Here is a 14,396-nt window from a genome sequence, read left to right on the forward strand (position 1 = left end):
GACCGCTGCCCGCCATGATTCCATGCCCGGACGACAACGCGGTGACTGAGCGGGCTCGAAGGGGTCGCACACCGGTGCCCCTGGGGGCGCACAGGCGCTCCAGGGGCACCGGCTCAGCCGTCAGCCGCGCGGGTCAGCCGCCCAGCGTGCCGCCGGGCGCGGGAGAATGCGCCTGGGCGACCATCGGGTCGGTGCTGAGGTGAATGACGCCGTAGTCATAGGCGTGCCGCCGGTAGACGACACTCGGTTCCTTCGTCTCGGAGTCGACGAAGAGGTAGAAGTCGTGTCCGACCAGTTCCATCTCGTAGAGGGCCTGGTCGAGGGTCATCGGGGAGGCGACGTGGGTCTTCTCGCGGACGATCAGCGGGCCTTCGCCCTTGACCTCCAGCGAGCCGATCTTCTTCGTGGGCACTCCGTCCGACTCTTCCTCGTGGACGGGGTGGCCGTTCCCGTTGAGCGTCGCCGCGCCCGGGACGTGGTCGGGGACCTCGGCGGCCGAGATCCTGCGCGAGCCACGGCGAGAGAACCGCTTGTCGTGCTGTTTGCGCAGCCGGGCGTCCAGCTTCTCCGCCGCCAGGTCGAGTGCCGCGTACGGATCGCTGGCCGCAGCTTCCGCCCGGATCACCGGACCGCGGGAGCGGAGCGTGATCTCCACTCGGTCGCAACGGTCGGCCTGTCGGGGGTTGGGCTCCTTGGACACCTCGACGTCGAGGCTGATCACCTTGCCGTCGAGCTTCTGGATCTTCTCCAGCTTCAGCTTCTCGGCCACGTGCTTGCGGAACCGCTCGGGCACCTCGGTCTTGCGTCCCTTGACGACGATGTCCACGCAGAACTCCGTTCCCGGATCACTCCGCTCCAACGGCGGAGCATCTCCCTTTTGCACCAGGCTCCGGCAGCTCCGGAACCTCGGACTCGGTGACTTCCACCTCCTCCCCCGCGGGCAAGATCTCCACTCCACCACTTCGGATGATTGTGGAAAACCCGCAGCCCGGCATTCGCGTATGAGAGAGATGGCCTGCGCCTTTCCCTCACAACCGAACATATCTCGCCCGGACGGATGTCGTCACCCTCTACTGCGGCGTACCTCCGTTCAGGCGAATTGACCCTCTCATTACCTGCAACGATGCAAGTTGACAGTCAGTTCCGGTTTACTTCGAAAGAATCTGGCGATGCCGCGACCACAGCTGCGCGGATCACGTCATCCGGGCCGCCTGCACCCGCCTTTCCCGGCACGGAGTGCCTCCCGCCGATCCCTTCGTCCATTGATCCAGCCGTCTGTTCCCTTGTGCCTTCCCGGGCAGCTGCCGCGTACACGGCCGTATTTGCTTCGCCGTAGGAAATCAGCCCCGTTTCTGCTGCCCTTGCCGTGTGCACAGCGCGCGCTGCTTCCCTGAGGGACGCACCTGTCGTCATCAGGTCGTCGACGAGCACGACCGAACCACCGTGCAGCAGCCGCTCGCCACCGGGTGCCACTGCGAGCGCACCCGCCAGATTGTCCAGCCGCTGCCGGGAGTTGAGCCCCGCCTGGTCGGCCACGGCACGCCGCTGTCGCAGCACGGCGAGCACTCTGGCCGCGGTCCCTGTCCGCCGCAGCTCACTCGCCGCCGCAAGCGCGATCCGCCGCGCCGGATCGTGTCCCCGCGCGCGCACCGTCCCACGCGCCGACGGAACGGGAACGAGCAGCACGGGCCTGTCACCGCCGACGGCCACGGTGCCGGACCTGTCCGTGAGCCCCGCCCGCACAGCTCCTGCCAAAGCCGTGCCCAACGGTGCCGCGAGGGCCAGCGCGCCGCGCTCCTTGTGGGCCAGGAGCACGGCCCGGACCTCGTCGGCGTACCGAGCGGCCGCCTGCACCACGGGCAGCCCGGGCGGCTCCGGCACCGGTCGCACCCGGCTCGGTGCGGCCCCGCTCAGGGCGGCACGGCACTCAGGGCAGAGCACCGTGCGAGGCCTCCCGCAGCCTCCGCACTCGGCCGGCAGCACCAGGTCTGTGAGGTCCTGCCACTGCCACCACCCCCGCATGCCCACCACTGTGCCAATGCCCGAGCCGCTCTGCCACCCCTGTGGACAACTCCCTGTGGACAACTCGTGCCCGACGCAAACCGCCTTCGACTCAACCGCCGCGGAGGCAAACCGCCCCGGGGCAAGGGTTCACCCCGGATAGACCGGCGCCACCCCGTCCGTGACCTTCTGCCACTGCGTCCCGGCCGGCAGCCGTACGATTCCGTCCTCCGAGTACGCCACAAGCGGCAGCCCGTCGGACTCCGCCGCGGTGATCTCCTTGATCCCGCTGAGGGCCGCGGGCGCAGGCCCCTCGGGCGTGGAGCCGTCGACCTGGACGTACCGCATGGTCTGCAGTCCGCCCTGCTCGCGCCCGACCACCACGAGCCGGCTGTCCCCCGCCCACGACATGGCCGTGACGTCCTCCAACTCCGGTGACGCGGACCGCAGTCCGAGCACGGAAACCGTCGGGCGGTCCTCCGCGACCTCCTGCCGCCGCTCGATCCGTCCGATCAACAGCGACTTCTTGCCGTTCTTCGTCACCACAAGCGCTATCCGCACCCCGTCGGCAGCCACCCGGACGTTTTCGATGCGGCCGTCCAGCTCCGGGGTCTTCACCACGAGCGGCGCACCCTTGCCCTGCTCCAGCAGGAGCAGCCGAGGTTTGTCGGAGTCGCGGTCGGCCACCCAGAGGTCGCCGTTCCCGTCCCAGCTGGGCGGTGTCAGCCGGTCCTGCTCCGACTTGCCCCGGCTGGCCAGCACAGGGTCCCCGAGCGAACTACCGGACACCAGCGACGTGACGTACAGGTTCTTGCTGTCGCCACTGACAGCGGCCGCGGTGTCCTCGTCGCGTGACACGGCCACCGACCGCAGCGCCTTGCTGCCGTCGCCCAGTGCTCCGGGCACCGGAACGTCCTTGGTGGCGTTGTTGCCGACGGCTATCCGTACCAGCCGGCTCTTGTCGTCGATGAAGTACACGTAGCCGGGACGCTCCATCGAACCGCGCACGGCCACGTCGTCGATGCGGTTCTCGGCAAGCGAGCACAGCCGCGTATCACCGGACAGCAACTCGACCTGGTCCACCGCCGGGGTGAGGTTCTGCAACGTGAACAGGAGCTGGGCCGCCATCTCACTGCACTGCTTCACACCGACGCGGGCGGCCTTCTCGTTCAGTGGCACGGTCAGCTTGTTCTGGTCGTCGGGCGTCAGCGTGCCGACGCCCTTCTTCAACGCCGTACCGGTGGGGAAACTCGTCCGCACCACATGGTCGAGCCAGGTCGTGGGCCCGTTGAGCAGCGACTGCACCATCTGGGTCATGGGGTCGACGCGCCGGCGCACATACACGGGATCCCCGACGGCCGCCGTCTGCGTCGTCGTCCCGGCCGCGGCATTCGAGGCGAAGTAGTACTTGTTGACGGACATGTAGTTGCGCTGGAAGTCCGACTTGCCCATGACGACGCCCTGCGGCAGCCGGTCGATGCGCCACTGCTTGGTCTTCTTGTCGCGGGTGAGATGCACCGGCGCGTTGTAGGTCCCGCCTGCGGGCGAGTACGCCTGCTGCTCGTCCACCCTGGCGACCCTCGTGCCGGTCAGCGTGAAAGTGAGATCGTCGCTGCCCTCCCGGCCGCCCAGACGGTTGGGGTCGATACCCGGCCCGTCCGCGAGGACCGTGCTGGACAGTCCCGGCTTCCAGGTCTGCGAGGCAGTCCTGGTGAGGTACTGGCGCGCCGTCGAATAGCTCGGATCGTCACTGGTCAACGCCTCGAGGAAACCCGAGACGATGTCCGAGGGCTGGGCGTCGTCCTGGGGCGGCATGGCGAAGACCCGCACCTGGGTGTCCTGCCGCGGTGTGGAGTCGACGCCGCGCAGATCCCCGCTGTCGGGCATCGAGGCGCACCCCGCCAGCAGTACGACGCCGCAGACGCCGTACACCACCATGCGCAGCGGTCCGCGCCCGGCGCCCCCCTCGCGGTCAGCGCCCACGAAATGCCTCCCCTTGCTTCTTCGAGTCCTGCGGCGCGGTGCCAGGGGGCTTCGAGGTCTCGCTCAGTGCCCTGTCCTCGCTGGGCGTCTCGTCCTGCCGTCGCGCTCCGGAGACGGGCCGGGGCACCACGCGCGCACCGTTCCCGGGCAGTGCCGTCGGGTCGGCGGTGGGGGCCGCACCGGCCAGTCTGGAGGCTATCGGCGGTATCTGGTCGCCGGTCGGCTGCACGGGCACGGTGGCGGACTTGTCCCCGCCGCCGCGCGGCAGCCCGGCCTCGTTGAGTCCCCTGTTGCGCCGCGAGTCCCTGGGCTCCAGCGGTATCGGCGAGCCCCGCAGCGGCTCGTCCGCGGTCCGCGGCAGCGTCAGCCGGAACTGCGAGCCGCCGCCCGGCTCGCCCCATGCCTGCAGCCAGCCGCCGTGCAGCCGCGCGTCCTCCAGGGCGATGGACAGCCCGAGGCCCGTGCCGCCGGTGGTACGCGCGCGTGCCGGGTCGGCCCGCCAGAACCGGCTGAACACGCGCGTGGCCTCACCGGGCTTGAGCCCGACGCCGTAGTCGCGCACCGCGACCGCCACCGCTCCGCCCGCCGCGGCGAGCTTGACGACCACGTCCTTGCCCTCGCCGTGCTCCACGGCATTGACGACGAGGTTGCGCAGCACCCGCTCCACGCGCCGGGCATCCGCCTCCGCGACGACGGGCTGGAGGTCGCCCACCACACGTATGTGTGTGCCCTTGCGCTCGGCGAGCGGCTCGGCCCCGCTGACGACCCGCCGCACGACCTCCCTGAGGTCTATCGGCTCCGCCTCCAGCGCCGCGGCACCCGCGTCGAAGCGGCTGATCTCCAGCAGGTCCGCGAGCAGCGACTCGAAGCGGTCCAGCTGATCGGCGAGCAGCTCGGCCGACCGCGCGGTGATCGGATCGAAGTCCTCCCGCGCCTCGTGGATGACGTCCGCGGCCATCCGTACGGTCGTCAGCGGCGTCCGCAGCTCGTGCGAGACGTCCGACACGAACCGCCGCTGCATCCGCGACAGGTCTTCCAGCTGCTGGATCTTCAGCTGCAGGTTCTGCGCCATCTTGTTGAAGGCCTCACCGAGCCGTGCGATGTCGTCCTCGCCGGTGACCTTCATACGTTCCTGCAGCCGCCCGGCGGACAGCCGCTCGGCGATACCGGCCGCCATCCGCACGGGCGTCACGACCTGCCGCACCACCAGCCAGGCGATCGCCCCGAGAAGGACGACGACGAAGAGCCCCGCGGTCGCCAGCGTGCCCTTGACCAGGCTCAGCGACTTCTCCTCCTGCGTGAGCGGGAAGAGGTAGTACAGCTCGTACGGGTCGCCGTTGGGGTCGTTGATCTGCTTGCCGATGACCAGCGCCGGCTGGGAATCGTTGCTGTTGCTGTAGACGATGCGGGTGTAGCTCTGGGAGGCCGCCGTATCGTCGTTGATCCGTGAGCGCAGGTCGTCGGGAACGCTCGCAGAGGGGTCGACGTCCCCGGAGGCACGCGGCCCGCGCCCGCCGCCGCTGTTGTCGCCGGCAGGCAGGGTCACCACGTCGAAGGCGCCCTGACCACCGCTGGACAGCGAGGACACCAGTTCACTCATCCACTGGATGACGTTCTGTGAGGGACGGCCGTCCGTCGTCGTGCCGCCGTCACCGGTTCCGGCCGCCGCCTCTTCGTCGGCCTTCTGCTTGGCCACCGCGAACCCGCCGGTGGCCTGGCTCTGGGAGGCTTTCACCTTGGCGTCAAGCAGGCCGTTGCGCACCTGCCCGATCACGACGAAGCCCAGCAGCAGTACGACGCCGAGCGACATCAGCAGCGTCGTGGCGACGACCTTGAGCTGGATGTTGCGTCGCCACAGCCGCATGACGGGCAGCAGCGGGCGACGCACCCAGCGCATGAAGAGTCGCAGGACCGGGCTGCCCTGGACTCCGCCCTGCAGCAACCCGCCCTCGATCAGGCGCCTCCAGCGGGAGCCCGCCGTCTTCCGGCCGACAGGCCGCCCCGCGCGGGCCTCGCCCCGCCCGGGCGCCGAAGCGGCACTGTCGCCGGACATGTCAGCTCGGTCCTGCCTTGTAACCGACACCCCTGACGGTCACCACGATCTCCGGCCGCTCGGGGTCCTTCTCGACCTTCGAACGCAGCCGCTGAACATGCACGTTCACCAGACGGGTGTCGGCGGCGTGGCGGTAACCCCATACCTGCTCGAGCAGCACCTCACGCGTGAACACCTGCCACGGCTTCCGGGCCAGCGCCACCAGCAGATCGAACTCCAGCGGCGTCAGCGCGATCGACTGGCCGTCCCGCTTCACGGAGTGACCCGCCACGTCGATGACGAGGTCGCCTATGGTCAGCTGCTCCGGGGCCGGCTCCTCCGACCTCCGCAGCCGCGCCCGGATCCGGGCGACCAGCTCCTTCGGCTTGAACGGCTTCACGATGTAGTCGTCGGCGCCCGACTCCAGCCCGACCACCACATCGACGGTGTCGCTCTTGGCGGTGAGCATCACGATCGGCACACCGGACTCCGCCCTGATCAAACGGCACACCTCGATGCCGTCCCGCCCCGGCAGCATCAGGTCGAGCAGCACCAGATCCGGTTTGCTCTCACGGAATGCGGCCAGCGCCTTGTCGCCGTCAGCTACGAAAGACGGCTCAAAACCTTCACCACGCAGCACGATGCCGAGCATCTCGGCCAGTGCCGTGTCGTCGTCGACGACAAGGACTCGTCCCTTCATAAACGACATCATCCCATTCTCATAACGGTGGCGAAGGTGCAGGTGAGCAGGCTCACTGGCCCGTGACGATAGTCGTACTCGGCCGTCACTGTCTGCCCCTGTCCCGCGACGTCGGTGTCGTAACGGATGTCAGCTACCCAGCGTAGGCGCACCCTGACCACATGGTCGGCCCAGCGGCTCGGGCCGGGCGCCCTGCGCGGACTCCACAACGGCGACACCGGCCCACCTTCGGCCCTCGGCACTCACGCGCCGGGTCGGACGGTGCCCATCCGATTTCCTTCCGCGCCGGGCGCAGAAGGCCGTGCACGGGCCGTTGCTCTGTTCGGGCGGCGGGAACCGCAGTGCGCAGAACGGTCCTGGAAGCCGTCACCATCGTCTGACGCACCGACCTCGATACGCAGTTCCAAGCTCCCCAGCTCCGCGCACCGGGTGTGCTGATCAGCGGGTCCCGACCTGGCGCGACCTGGCACACAGCTCAGCGAGAGCCTCAGCCGTCACGGGCGAAACGACACCCTCTTCCGTGACGATCGCAGTCACCAACTCGGGCGGCGTGACGTCGAACGCCGGGTTGTACGCCTGAGTCCCCAGCGGCGCCACCGGAACCCCACCCCCCGCTTCCGCGCCCGCCACCGGCACCTGAGGAGCTGTGACCTCGGTCACCTCATGGCCGGGGCGCTGCTCGACCTCGATGGCAGCCCCGTCCGGGGTGTCCGGATCCACCGTCGTCACCGGCGCCACCACGATGAACGGCACATGGTGGTACTTCGCGAGCACCGCGAGCGGATAGCTCCCCACCTTGTTCGCCACCGAACCGTCGGCCGCGATGCGGTCCGCCCCGATCAGCACCGCGTCCACCTCACCGGCCGCGAAGAGCGAGCCCGCCGCGTTGTCCGTGAGCAGGGTGTACGCCATGCCACGGCGCGCAGCCTCGTAAGCCGTCAGACGAGCTCCTTGCAGCAGCGGGCGGGTCTCGTCCACCCACAGCCGCCGCAGCCTCCCCACCCGGTGCGCCGCGAGCGCCACCGCGAACGCCGTCCCCTCCCCGCCCGACACCAGCGCCCCGGTGTTGCAGTGGGTGAGGATCCGGTGACCACCGCCGGGGAGCAGCTCGTCCAGCAGGGCCAGCCCACGCTCTGCCATACGCGCGCTGGCCTCGGCGTCCTCCTCGTGCAGCCCCCGCGCCGCGGCAAGCGCAGCCGCCGCGGCCTGCCCGGCGTCACCGCCCTTGGCGAACTCGGCCCGGTGGGCGGACTGAGCCCTGCGCACACCGACAGCGAGATTCACCGCGGTGGGCCGGGCACCCGCCAGGGCGGCCGCGGCATCGTCCACGTCGAAGCCACGCGCGGCGGCGAGCGCGACACCGTACGCTCCCGCGATGCCGAGCAGAGGTGCCCCGCGCACGGACAACGAACGGATCGCCTCCACCAACGCGGGTGCGTCCGTGCAGACCAGCTCGACCTCCTCGACCGGCAGCCTCGTCTGGTCGAGAAGGACCAGTACCGGGCCTTCGGGTGGCTCCTCCCAACGGATCACCGGTGTCTCGGTCGGCCTGCTGTCTTCGCCGGATTGCGCGTATTGATCAGCCATGCCGTCAGTCTGCCCCTTATCCGGCGGACAATTGAAGGTGCGCAGCCCATACCGCGGCCGGCACCTGGATGACCACCCCATGGCACGATGGCTGCCAACCTGCCGCCGCGACCGCGGACGGGCACCGTGAAGGAGCGACGATGAACGACACTCCGGGCTGGGCCTCGCCCGGATCTGCCCCCTCCGACGGGCAGGAGCCCGGCGCGTCCGGCCCTGCCGAGCCCACCGACCGTCCCGGCGCCACGGAGCGCGCGGACCAGCCCGGTCCCGACCCGCAGGACCGCCCCGACGCGCAGAGCACCGGCTCGCAGTGGTCGAAGGAACAGCCGCCACCCGCCCAGTGGTCCGCGCCCGCAGGCCCCGCCGGCCCCGGTCGGCCTGCCCCGCCGCCACCCGGCCCCGGCTGGGGCACCCAGCCTCCCTCCGGCCCCGGCGCCCACGGCGCTCCCGGTCCTGGTGGTTTCCCGCCTTACGGCACTCCCGGATACCCCGCGTGGGGAGGCGGTTGGGGCGGTCCCCCGCCCGCCGCCAAGCCGGGCGTCATCCCGCTCCGCCCTCTCGGCGTCGGCGAGATCCTCGACGGCGCGGTCTCCACCATGCGCACCTACTGGCGGACCGTCCTGGGCATCTCCCTGACCGTCGCCGTGGTTACGGAAATCCTCGTCATCCTCCTTCAGGGCCTCGTGCTGAACGACACCAGCACCGCGGCCCTCGACGACCCGAGCGCCACCGCCGGCGAACTGACCCGCGCCCTGGGCGAGGTCATGCTCAGCTCCAGCGCCGTCTTCCTGATCTCCCTGATCGCGACAGTCGCCGCGACCGCCCTGCTCACCACCGTCACCAGCCGCGCCGTCCTCGGCCGGTCCGTGAGCACCGGCGAGGCCTGGCGCGACGCCCGCCCTCAGGTCGTCAAACTGCTCGGTCTGATCGTGCTGCTGCCCGTCATGGCCGCGGGAATCGTCCTCGCAGGCACGCTGCCCGGCATCCTCGTAGCCGTCTACGGGAACGCCGACGGGGGTGTCGCGCTCGCCGTCCTGGGCGGCATCGGCGCCGGAATCGTCGCACTCTGGTTGATGATCCGCTTCTCCCTGGCCTCGCCGGCTCTGATGCTGGAGAAGCAGGGCGTCGTGAAGTCGATGAGCCGATCCTCGAAGCTCGTCCGCGGCTCCTGGTGGCGTGTCTTCGGCATCCAGCTGCTCGCCGGGATCATCGCGAGCATCATCTCGGCGATCGTCGTCATCCCCTTCACCTTCCTCGCCGCGCTGTTCAGCGGCGACGGCATCGCCAGTCTCCTCAACAACAGCGGCGGCGACCTCAGCTGGACGTTCCTCGTCATCAGCGGGCTGGGCTCGGTGATCGGCTCCATGATCACCTACCCGATCAGTGCCGGCGTCACCGTGCTCCTCTACATCGACCTGCGCATCCGACGTGAGGCCCTCGACCTCGAACTGGCCCGCGCCGCGGGCGTCCAGGGATACGGCACCGAAGTCGGCGCGGGAGGCTGATGCAGTGAGCTTGACGGGGGGAGTTCTCACAGCAGTGCCCACAACGTTGCCACGCGCCGCCGCCGAAGTGGCCATACGGGCGCTGCTGCGTGCCGGCGACAATGCCGTCCTGTCGTCGGCACGCTCCGGAGACGAACCGCCGGTGACGATTCCGCGGGATCCAGCGCGCGAGGCGGCCCGTCGTGAGTTGTCCAAGCGCATGTACCACGAGAACGACCCCAGCTTGTTCCAGCGCGCCCTGAACGCCTTCTGGGATTGGGTCGACAAGCTGTTCGGCTCAGCCGCGGCCACGACACCAGGAGGCACGCTGGGCCTCGTCGTCATCATCGTCGCCGTCCTCTCGGTGCTGGGCGCACTGTGGTGGCGCCTGGGCACGCCGCACCGCGAACCGACCTCGTCGGCAGCCCTGTTCGACGACCGCCCCCGCAGCGCCGCCGAACACCGCGCGGCAGCCGAGGCACATGCCGCCCAAGGCCACTGGAACCAGGCCGTCCAGGAACGCATGCGCGCCATCGTCCGCTCCCTCGAAGAGCGAGCGCTCCTGGACGTACGCCCCGGCCGCACCGCGGACGAAGCAGCCGCAGCAGCGGGCCGCACACTGCCCGCCCACACGGACCGGCTGCGCGCCGCCGCCCGGGACTTCGACGACGTGACGTACGGCGGCCGAAGGGCGAGCGAGCAGTCGTACCACCGCATGGCCGAACTCGACCGCGACCTCGGCCGCACCAAGCCCCAGCTCGCGGACAGCAGCCCCAGCACGGCCCACAACGCCCGCCAGGGAGCCTCCGGATGACCACCGAGGCCATGCTCCCGAACACTTCGGCCTCGCCCACCGCACGCCAGGTGTGGACCCGCGCGCGAGGCATCGCCCTCTCCGTGCTCCTCCTCCTGGCGGCAGCCGTGGTGATCGCCGTGATCCGCTCCGACGCCCGGCACGGTGAACTCGACCCGCGCTCCGCCGACTCCTACGGCAGCCGCGCCGTCGCAGAGCTCCTCGCAGACCACGGCGTGACCACGCGCACGGTCACCACCCTGGACGAAGCTCGCGCCGCAGCAGCTCCGGACACCACGCTCCTGGTCGCAGTCCCCGACCTGTTGACGCACCGTCAACAGTCGCGGCTGCGCTCCGCGATCGCAGGCTCCGGCGGACGCACCGTCCTGGTCGCCCCCGGCAGCTGGTCCGTGGAAAAGCTCGCCCCCGGTGTCACCGCGGACCCCGCCACCAGCTTCACCTCGACGCTCTCTCCCGACTGCCAACTGCCCGCCGCCCGTCGCGCGGGCACTGCGGACACGGGCGGCATCCGCTACACGACCACACACCTCGGCGCCGACGAGTGCTACCCCAGCAGGCGCCTCGCCACGCTCCTGCGCATCCCGGAGACGTCCGGGGACGGCGACACGGTCGTCCTCGGCGCACCCGACATCCTCTTCAACGACCACCTCGACAAGCAGGGCAACGCCTCGCTCGCCCTTCAACTCCTCGGCTCCCGCCCTCATCTGGTCTGGTACCTCCCCTCGCTCTCCGACAACTCGGCCACCGGCACAGGCGACAAAAAGGGCTTCTTCGACCTGCTCCCCTCCGGCTGGCTCTGGGGCACGTTGCAACTCTTCGTCGCGGCAGCCCTCGCCGCCCTCTGGCGGGCACGCCGACTGGGCCCCCTCGTGCCCGAAAGACTCCCCGTGGCGATCCGCGCCTCCGAAACCGTCGAAGGCCGCGCCCGTCTCTACCGAAAAGCGAACGCCCGCGATCGCGCAGCCACCGCTCTTCGTTCCTCCACCCGCATCCGCCTCGCCCCCCTCGTCGGCGTCTCCGTCGTTCAGGCGCACTCGCCCGAGGCCCTGCTCCCCGCTCTGTCCGCCCATCTCCGCAGCTCCGGACAGGCCCTGGACTCTCTCCTCTTCGGCCCGCCGCCCAGCGACGACGCGGCGCTCATCTCCCTCGCCGACCAACTCGACGCCCTCGAAAGAGAGGTACGCCGTCCATGATGGACCCGACCACTGACAACGCCGGGTACTCCGGGGAACCGGGCAAGGCCCGAGCCTCCCTGGAAGCCCTGCGCGCCGAGATCGCCAAAGCCGTGGTCGGCCAGGACCCCGCCGTGACCGGCCTCGTCGTCGCCCTCCTCTGCCGTGGACACGTTCTACTAGAAGGAGTCCCCGGGGTCGCCAAAACGTTGCTCGTCCGCACCCTCGCATCCGCACTCGAACTCGACACGAAGCGCGTGCAGTTCACTCCCGACCTGATGCCGAGCGACATCACGGGCTCCCTGATCTACGACACCCGCACCGCCGAGTTCTCGTTCCAGCCCGGTCCGGTCTTCACCAACCTCCTCCTCGCCGACGAGATCAACCGCACGCCCCCGAAGACCCAGTCGTCCCTCCTGGAGGCCATGGAGGAACGCCAGGTCACGGTTGACGGCACGGCACGCCCGCTGCCCGACCCGTTCTTGGTGGCCGCGACCCAGAACCCGGTCGAATACGAGGGCACATACCCCCTCCCCGAAGCCCAACTGGACCGTTTCCTCCTCAAACTGACGATCCCTCTGCCCTCCCGCCAGGACGAGATCGACGTCCTCACCCGCCACGCCGAGGGCTTCAACCCGCGCGACCTGCGCGCCGCCGGCGTACGCCCGGTGGCCGGTCCCGCCGACCTGGAGGCCGCCCGCGCAGCCGTCGCCAAAACGACGATCTCCCCGGAGATCACCGCCTACGTGGTGGACATCTGCCGAGCCACCCGCGACTCCCCGTCACTCACTCTGGGCGTCTCCCCACGCGGCGCCACGGCCCTCCTGGCCACCTCGCGCGCGTGGGCATGGCTCACAGGTCGCGACTACGTCATCCCCGACGACGTCAAAGCCCTGGCCCTCCCCACCCTCCGCCACCGCGTACAACTCCGCCCAGAGGCGGAGATGGAAGGGGTCACGGCCGACTCCGTCATCAACGCGATCCTCGCCCACGTCCCCGTCCCCCGCTGATGGCCCTCACCGGACGCGCCGCGCTCCTCGCGGCCCTCGGCTCCCTCCCCGTCGGAATCTGGGACCCCGGTTGGACGGGCATCCTCGCGGTGAACGCCCCCCTGGCCGTGGCCTGCGCCTGCGACTTCGCCCTCGCAGCGCCTGTACGCCGCCTCGGCCTGACCCGCTCAGGCGACACGTCCGTACGCCTGGGCGAGGCGGCAGACGTGACCCTCACCGTCACCAATCGGTCCAGCCGCCCGCTTCGGGCGCGCCTGCGCGATGCCTGGCCCCCCAGCAGCTGGCAGCCCGGAACAGAGGTGGCAGCCTCCCGCCACCGCCTGACGGTTCCGGCCGGCGAACGCCGACGCGTCACCACCCGCCTACGCCCCACCCGCCGCGGTGACCGCCAGGCCGACCGGATCACCATCCGCTCGTACGGCCCCCTCGGCCTGCTCTCCCGCCAGGGCACCCACAAAGTTCCCTGGACGGTGCGCGTTCTGCCACCCTTCACCAGCCGAAAACACCTGCCCTCGAAGCTCGCCCGTCTGCGCGAGCTCGACGGCCGCACCAGCGTTCTCACCCGCGGCGAAGGAGCAGAATTCGACAGCCTGCGCGAGTACGTCCCCGGCGACGACACCCGATCCATCGACTGGCGCGCAACGGCCCGCCAGTCCACGGTCGCCGTACGCACATGGCGCCCCGAGCGCGATCGCCACATCCTGCTCGTCCTGGACACCGGCCGCACCTCTGCGGGCCGCGTGGGTGACGCCCCACGCCTCGACGCCTCCATGGACGCGGCCCTCCTCCTGGCAGCACTCGCGTCCCGCGCAGGCGACCGGGTGGACCTGATGGCATACGACCGCCGGGTACGCGCCCTCGTCCAGGGGCGTACGGCACGCGACGTCCTCCCGTCCCTGGTCAACGCGATGGCGACGCTCGAACCCGAACTGGTCGAACTGGACGCCCGAGGCCTGACGGCAAGCGCCCTCCGCACGGCTCCCCGCCGCTCCCTCATCGTCCTGCTGACGAGCCTCGACACCGCTCCCGTAGAAGAAGGCCTGCTCCCCGTCCTCTCCCAACTCACCCAGCGCCACACAGTGCTGGTGGCATCGGTGGCAGACCCCTATATCGCCCGCATGACGACGGCCCGTGGAAACACCGAGGGCGTTTACGAAGCTGCCGCTGCCGCCCAGGCCCAGAGCGAACGTCACCGCACTGCGGAACAACTACGCCGTCACGGCGTCACGGTGGTCGACAAGACCCCGGAGGAACTGGCGCCGGCGCTGGCAGATGCATATCTGGCACTGAAGTCAGCGGGACGTCTGTAATACGAAGGGCCGCAGGGGCTCTCTCCTGAAGGGCCCCGAAGGCATAAGCCGTAAAACGTAGAAAACCCCCGTACCGGTATCCCCGGCCGGGGGTTTTCTCAATGATTGTTCGGCGGCGTCCTACTCTCCCACAGGGTCCCCCCTGCAGTACCATCGGCGCTGTAAGGCTTAGCTTCCGGGTTCGAAATGTAACCGGGCGTTTCCCTCACGCTATAACCACCGAAACACTATGAAACTGTCGAACCTGCCACACCATCACCATCACCGGTAACGGGGCTGTTCGTGGTTTCAGAACCAACACAG

Annotated in this window: 11 protein-coding genes and 1 rRNA gene; 5 read left to right on the forward strand and 7 right to left on the reverse strand. The window is 70.0% G+C overall.

Features of this window, described 5'->3' with window-relative positions:
* Positions 1-133: 133 nt before the first annotated feature.
* The 6 genes from hpf to mtnA all read right to left on the reverse strand — a co-directional run bounded on the left by hpf (position 134) and on the right by mtnA (position 8,303).
* Positions 134-826 carry a ribosome hibernation-promoting factor, HPF/YfiA family gene (hpf, locus tag OOK07_RS16630; RefSeq protein ID WP_405624478.1) on the reverse strand — a complete coding sequence of 231 codons (693 nt, stop codon included), beginning with the start codon at positions 824-826 and terminating at the stop codon, positions 134-136.
* A gap of 311 nt (positions 827-1,137) precedes the next feature.
* Positions 1,138-2,022 (reverse strand): ComF family protein, encoded by an 885-nt coding sequence (locus OOK07_RS16635; protein WP_266797188.1) that lies wholly within the window; start codon positions 2,020-2,022, stop codon positions 1,138-1,140.
* A 129-nt stretch (positions 2,023-2,151) separates the two neighbouring features.
* Positions 2,152-3,984, reverse strand: coding sequence for an LpqB family beta-propeller domain-containing protein (locus OOK07_RS16640; protein WP_266680992.1), 1,833 nt, complete (start codon positions 3,982-3,984; stop codon positions 2,152-2,154).
* Complete coding sequence (mtrB, locus tag OOK07_RS16645; protein WP_266797190.1) at positions 3,974-6,037, reverse strand: MtrAB system histidine kinase MtrB; 2,064 nt, start codon at positions 6,035-6,037, stop codon at positions 3,974-3,976. Before mtrB ends, OOK07_RS16640 begins: the two co-directional genes overlap by 11 nt.
* Position 6,038: 1 nt before the next feature.
* On the reverse strand, positions 6,039-6,728 hold the full coding sequence (gene mtrA, locus OOK07_RS16650) for a two-component system response regulator MtrA (RefSeq protein ID WP_187279108.1): 690 nt from the start codon (positions 6,726-6,728) through the stop codon (positions 6,039-6,041).
* Between the two features lie 426 nt (positions 6,729-7,154).
* Positions 7,155-8,303: an S-methyl-5-thioribose-1-phosphate isomerase gene (gene mtnA, locus OOK07_RS16655; protein WP_266680999.1), complete on the reverse strand. Its 1,149-nt coding sequence runs from the start codon at positions 8,301-8,303 to the stop codon at positions 7,155-7,157.
* A gap of 140 nt (positions 8,304-8,443) precedes the next feature.
* On the opposite strand from mtnA, the gene OOK07_RS16660 reads away from it, so the two are divergent.
* Genes OOK07_RS16660 through OOK07_RS16680 form a run of 5 tightly spaced genes read left to right on the forward strand, consistent with a single transcriptional unit; the run spans position 8,444 to position 14,093 of the window.
* Entirely contained in the window at positions 8,444-9,808 is a 1,365-nt protein-coding gene (locus OOK07_RS16660; protein ID WP_266797192.1) for a DUF7847 domain-containing protein, read from the forward strand.
* 4 nt (positions 9,809-9,812) lie between these two features.
* Positions 9,813-10,601 (forward strand): DUF4129 domain-containing protein, encoded by a 789-nt coding sequence (locus OOK07_RS16665; protein ID WP_406311828.1) that lies wholly within the window; start codon positions 9,813-9,815, stop codon positions 10,599-10,601.
* Positions 10,598-11,794 carry a DUF4350 domain-containing protein gene (locus OOK07_RS16670; protein WP_266797196.1) on the forward strand — a complete coding sequence of 399 codons (1,197 nt, stop codon included), beginning with the start codon at positions 10,598-10,600 and terminating at the stop codon, positions 11,792-11,794. The genes OOK07_RS16665 and OOK07_RS16670 overlap by 4 nt, the downstream gene beginning before the upstream one ends.
* Complete coding sequence (locus tag OOK07_RS16675; protein WP_266683551.1) at positions 11,794-12,783, forward strand: AAA family ATPase; 990 nt, start codon at positions 11,794-11,796, stop codon at positions 12,781-12,783. The genes OOK07_RS16670 and OOK07_RS16675 overlap by 1 nt, the downstream gene beginning before the upstream one ends.
* Entirely contained in the window at positions 12,783-14,093 is a 1,311-nt protein-coding gene (locus OOK07_RS16680; RefSeq protein ID WP_266681007.1) for a DUF58 domain-containing protein, read from the forward strand. Before OOK07_RS16675 ends, OOK07_RS16680 begins: the two co-directional genes overlap by 1 nt.
* A 107-nt stretch (positions 14,094-14,200) precedes the next feature.
* Here OOK07_RS16680 and rrf read toward each other — a convergent pair.
* Positions 14,201-14,317 (reverse strand): 5S ribosomal RNA (rrf, locus tag OOK07_RS16685).
* Between the last annotated feature and the right edge of the window lie 79 nt (positions 14,318-14,396).

Source organism: Streptomyces sp. NBC_00078, assembly GCF_026343335.1.
Taxonomy (GTDB): domain Bacteria; phylum Actinomycetota; class Actinomycetes; order Streptomycetales; family Streptomycetaceae; genus Streptomyces.

Coding starts and splice junctions, on each gene's coding strand:
- OOK07_RS16680 (WP_266681007.1), top strand. CDS start 12,783: ATGGCCCTCACCGGACGCGCCGCGCTCCTCGCGGCCCTCGGCTCCCTC.
- mtrB (WP_266797190.1), bottom strand. CDS start 6,037: ATGTCCGGCGACAGTGCCGCTTCGGCGCCCGGGCGGGGCGAGGCCCGC.
- mtnA (WP_266680999.1), bottom strand. CDS start 8,303: ATGGCTGATCAATACGCGCAATCCGGCGAAGACAGCAGGCCGACCGAG.
- OOK07_RS16670 (WP_266797196.1), top strand. CDS start 10,598: ATGACCACCGAGGCCATGCTCCCGAACACTTCGGCCTCGCCCACCGCA.
- mtrA (WP_187279108.1), bottom strand. CDS start 6,728: ATGATGTCGTTTATGAAGGGACGAGTCCTTGTCGTCGACGACGACACG.
- OOK07_RS16635 (WP_266797188.1), bottom strand. CDS start 2,022: ATGCGGGGGTGGTGGCAGTGGCAGGACCTCACAGACCTGGTGCTGCCG.
- OOK07_RS16675 (WP_266683551.1), top strand. CDS start 11,794: ATGGACCCGACCACTGACAACGCCGGGTACTCCGGGGAACCGGGCAAG.
- OOK07_RS16660 (WP_266797192.1), top strand. CDS start 8,444: ATGAACGACACTCCGGGCTGGGCCTCGCCCGGATCTGCCCCCTCCGAC.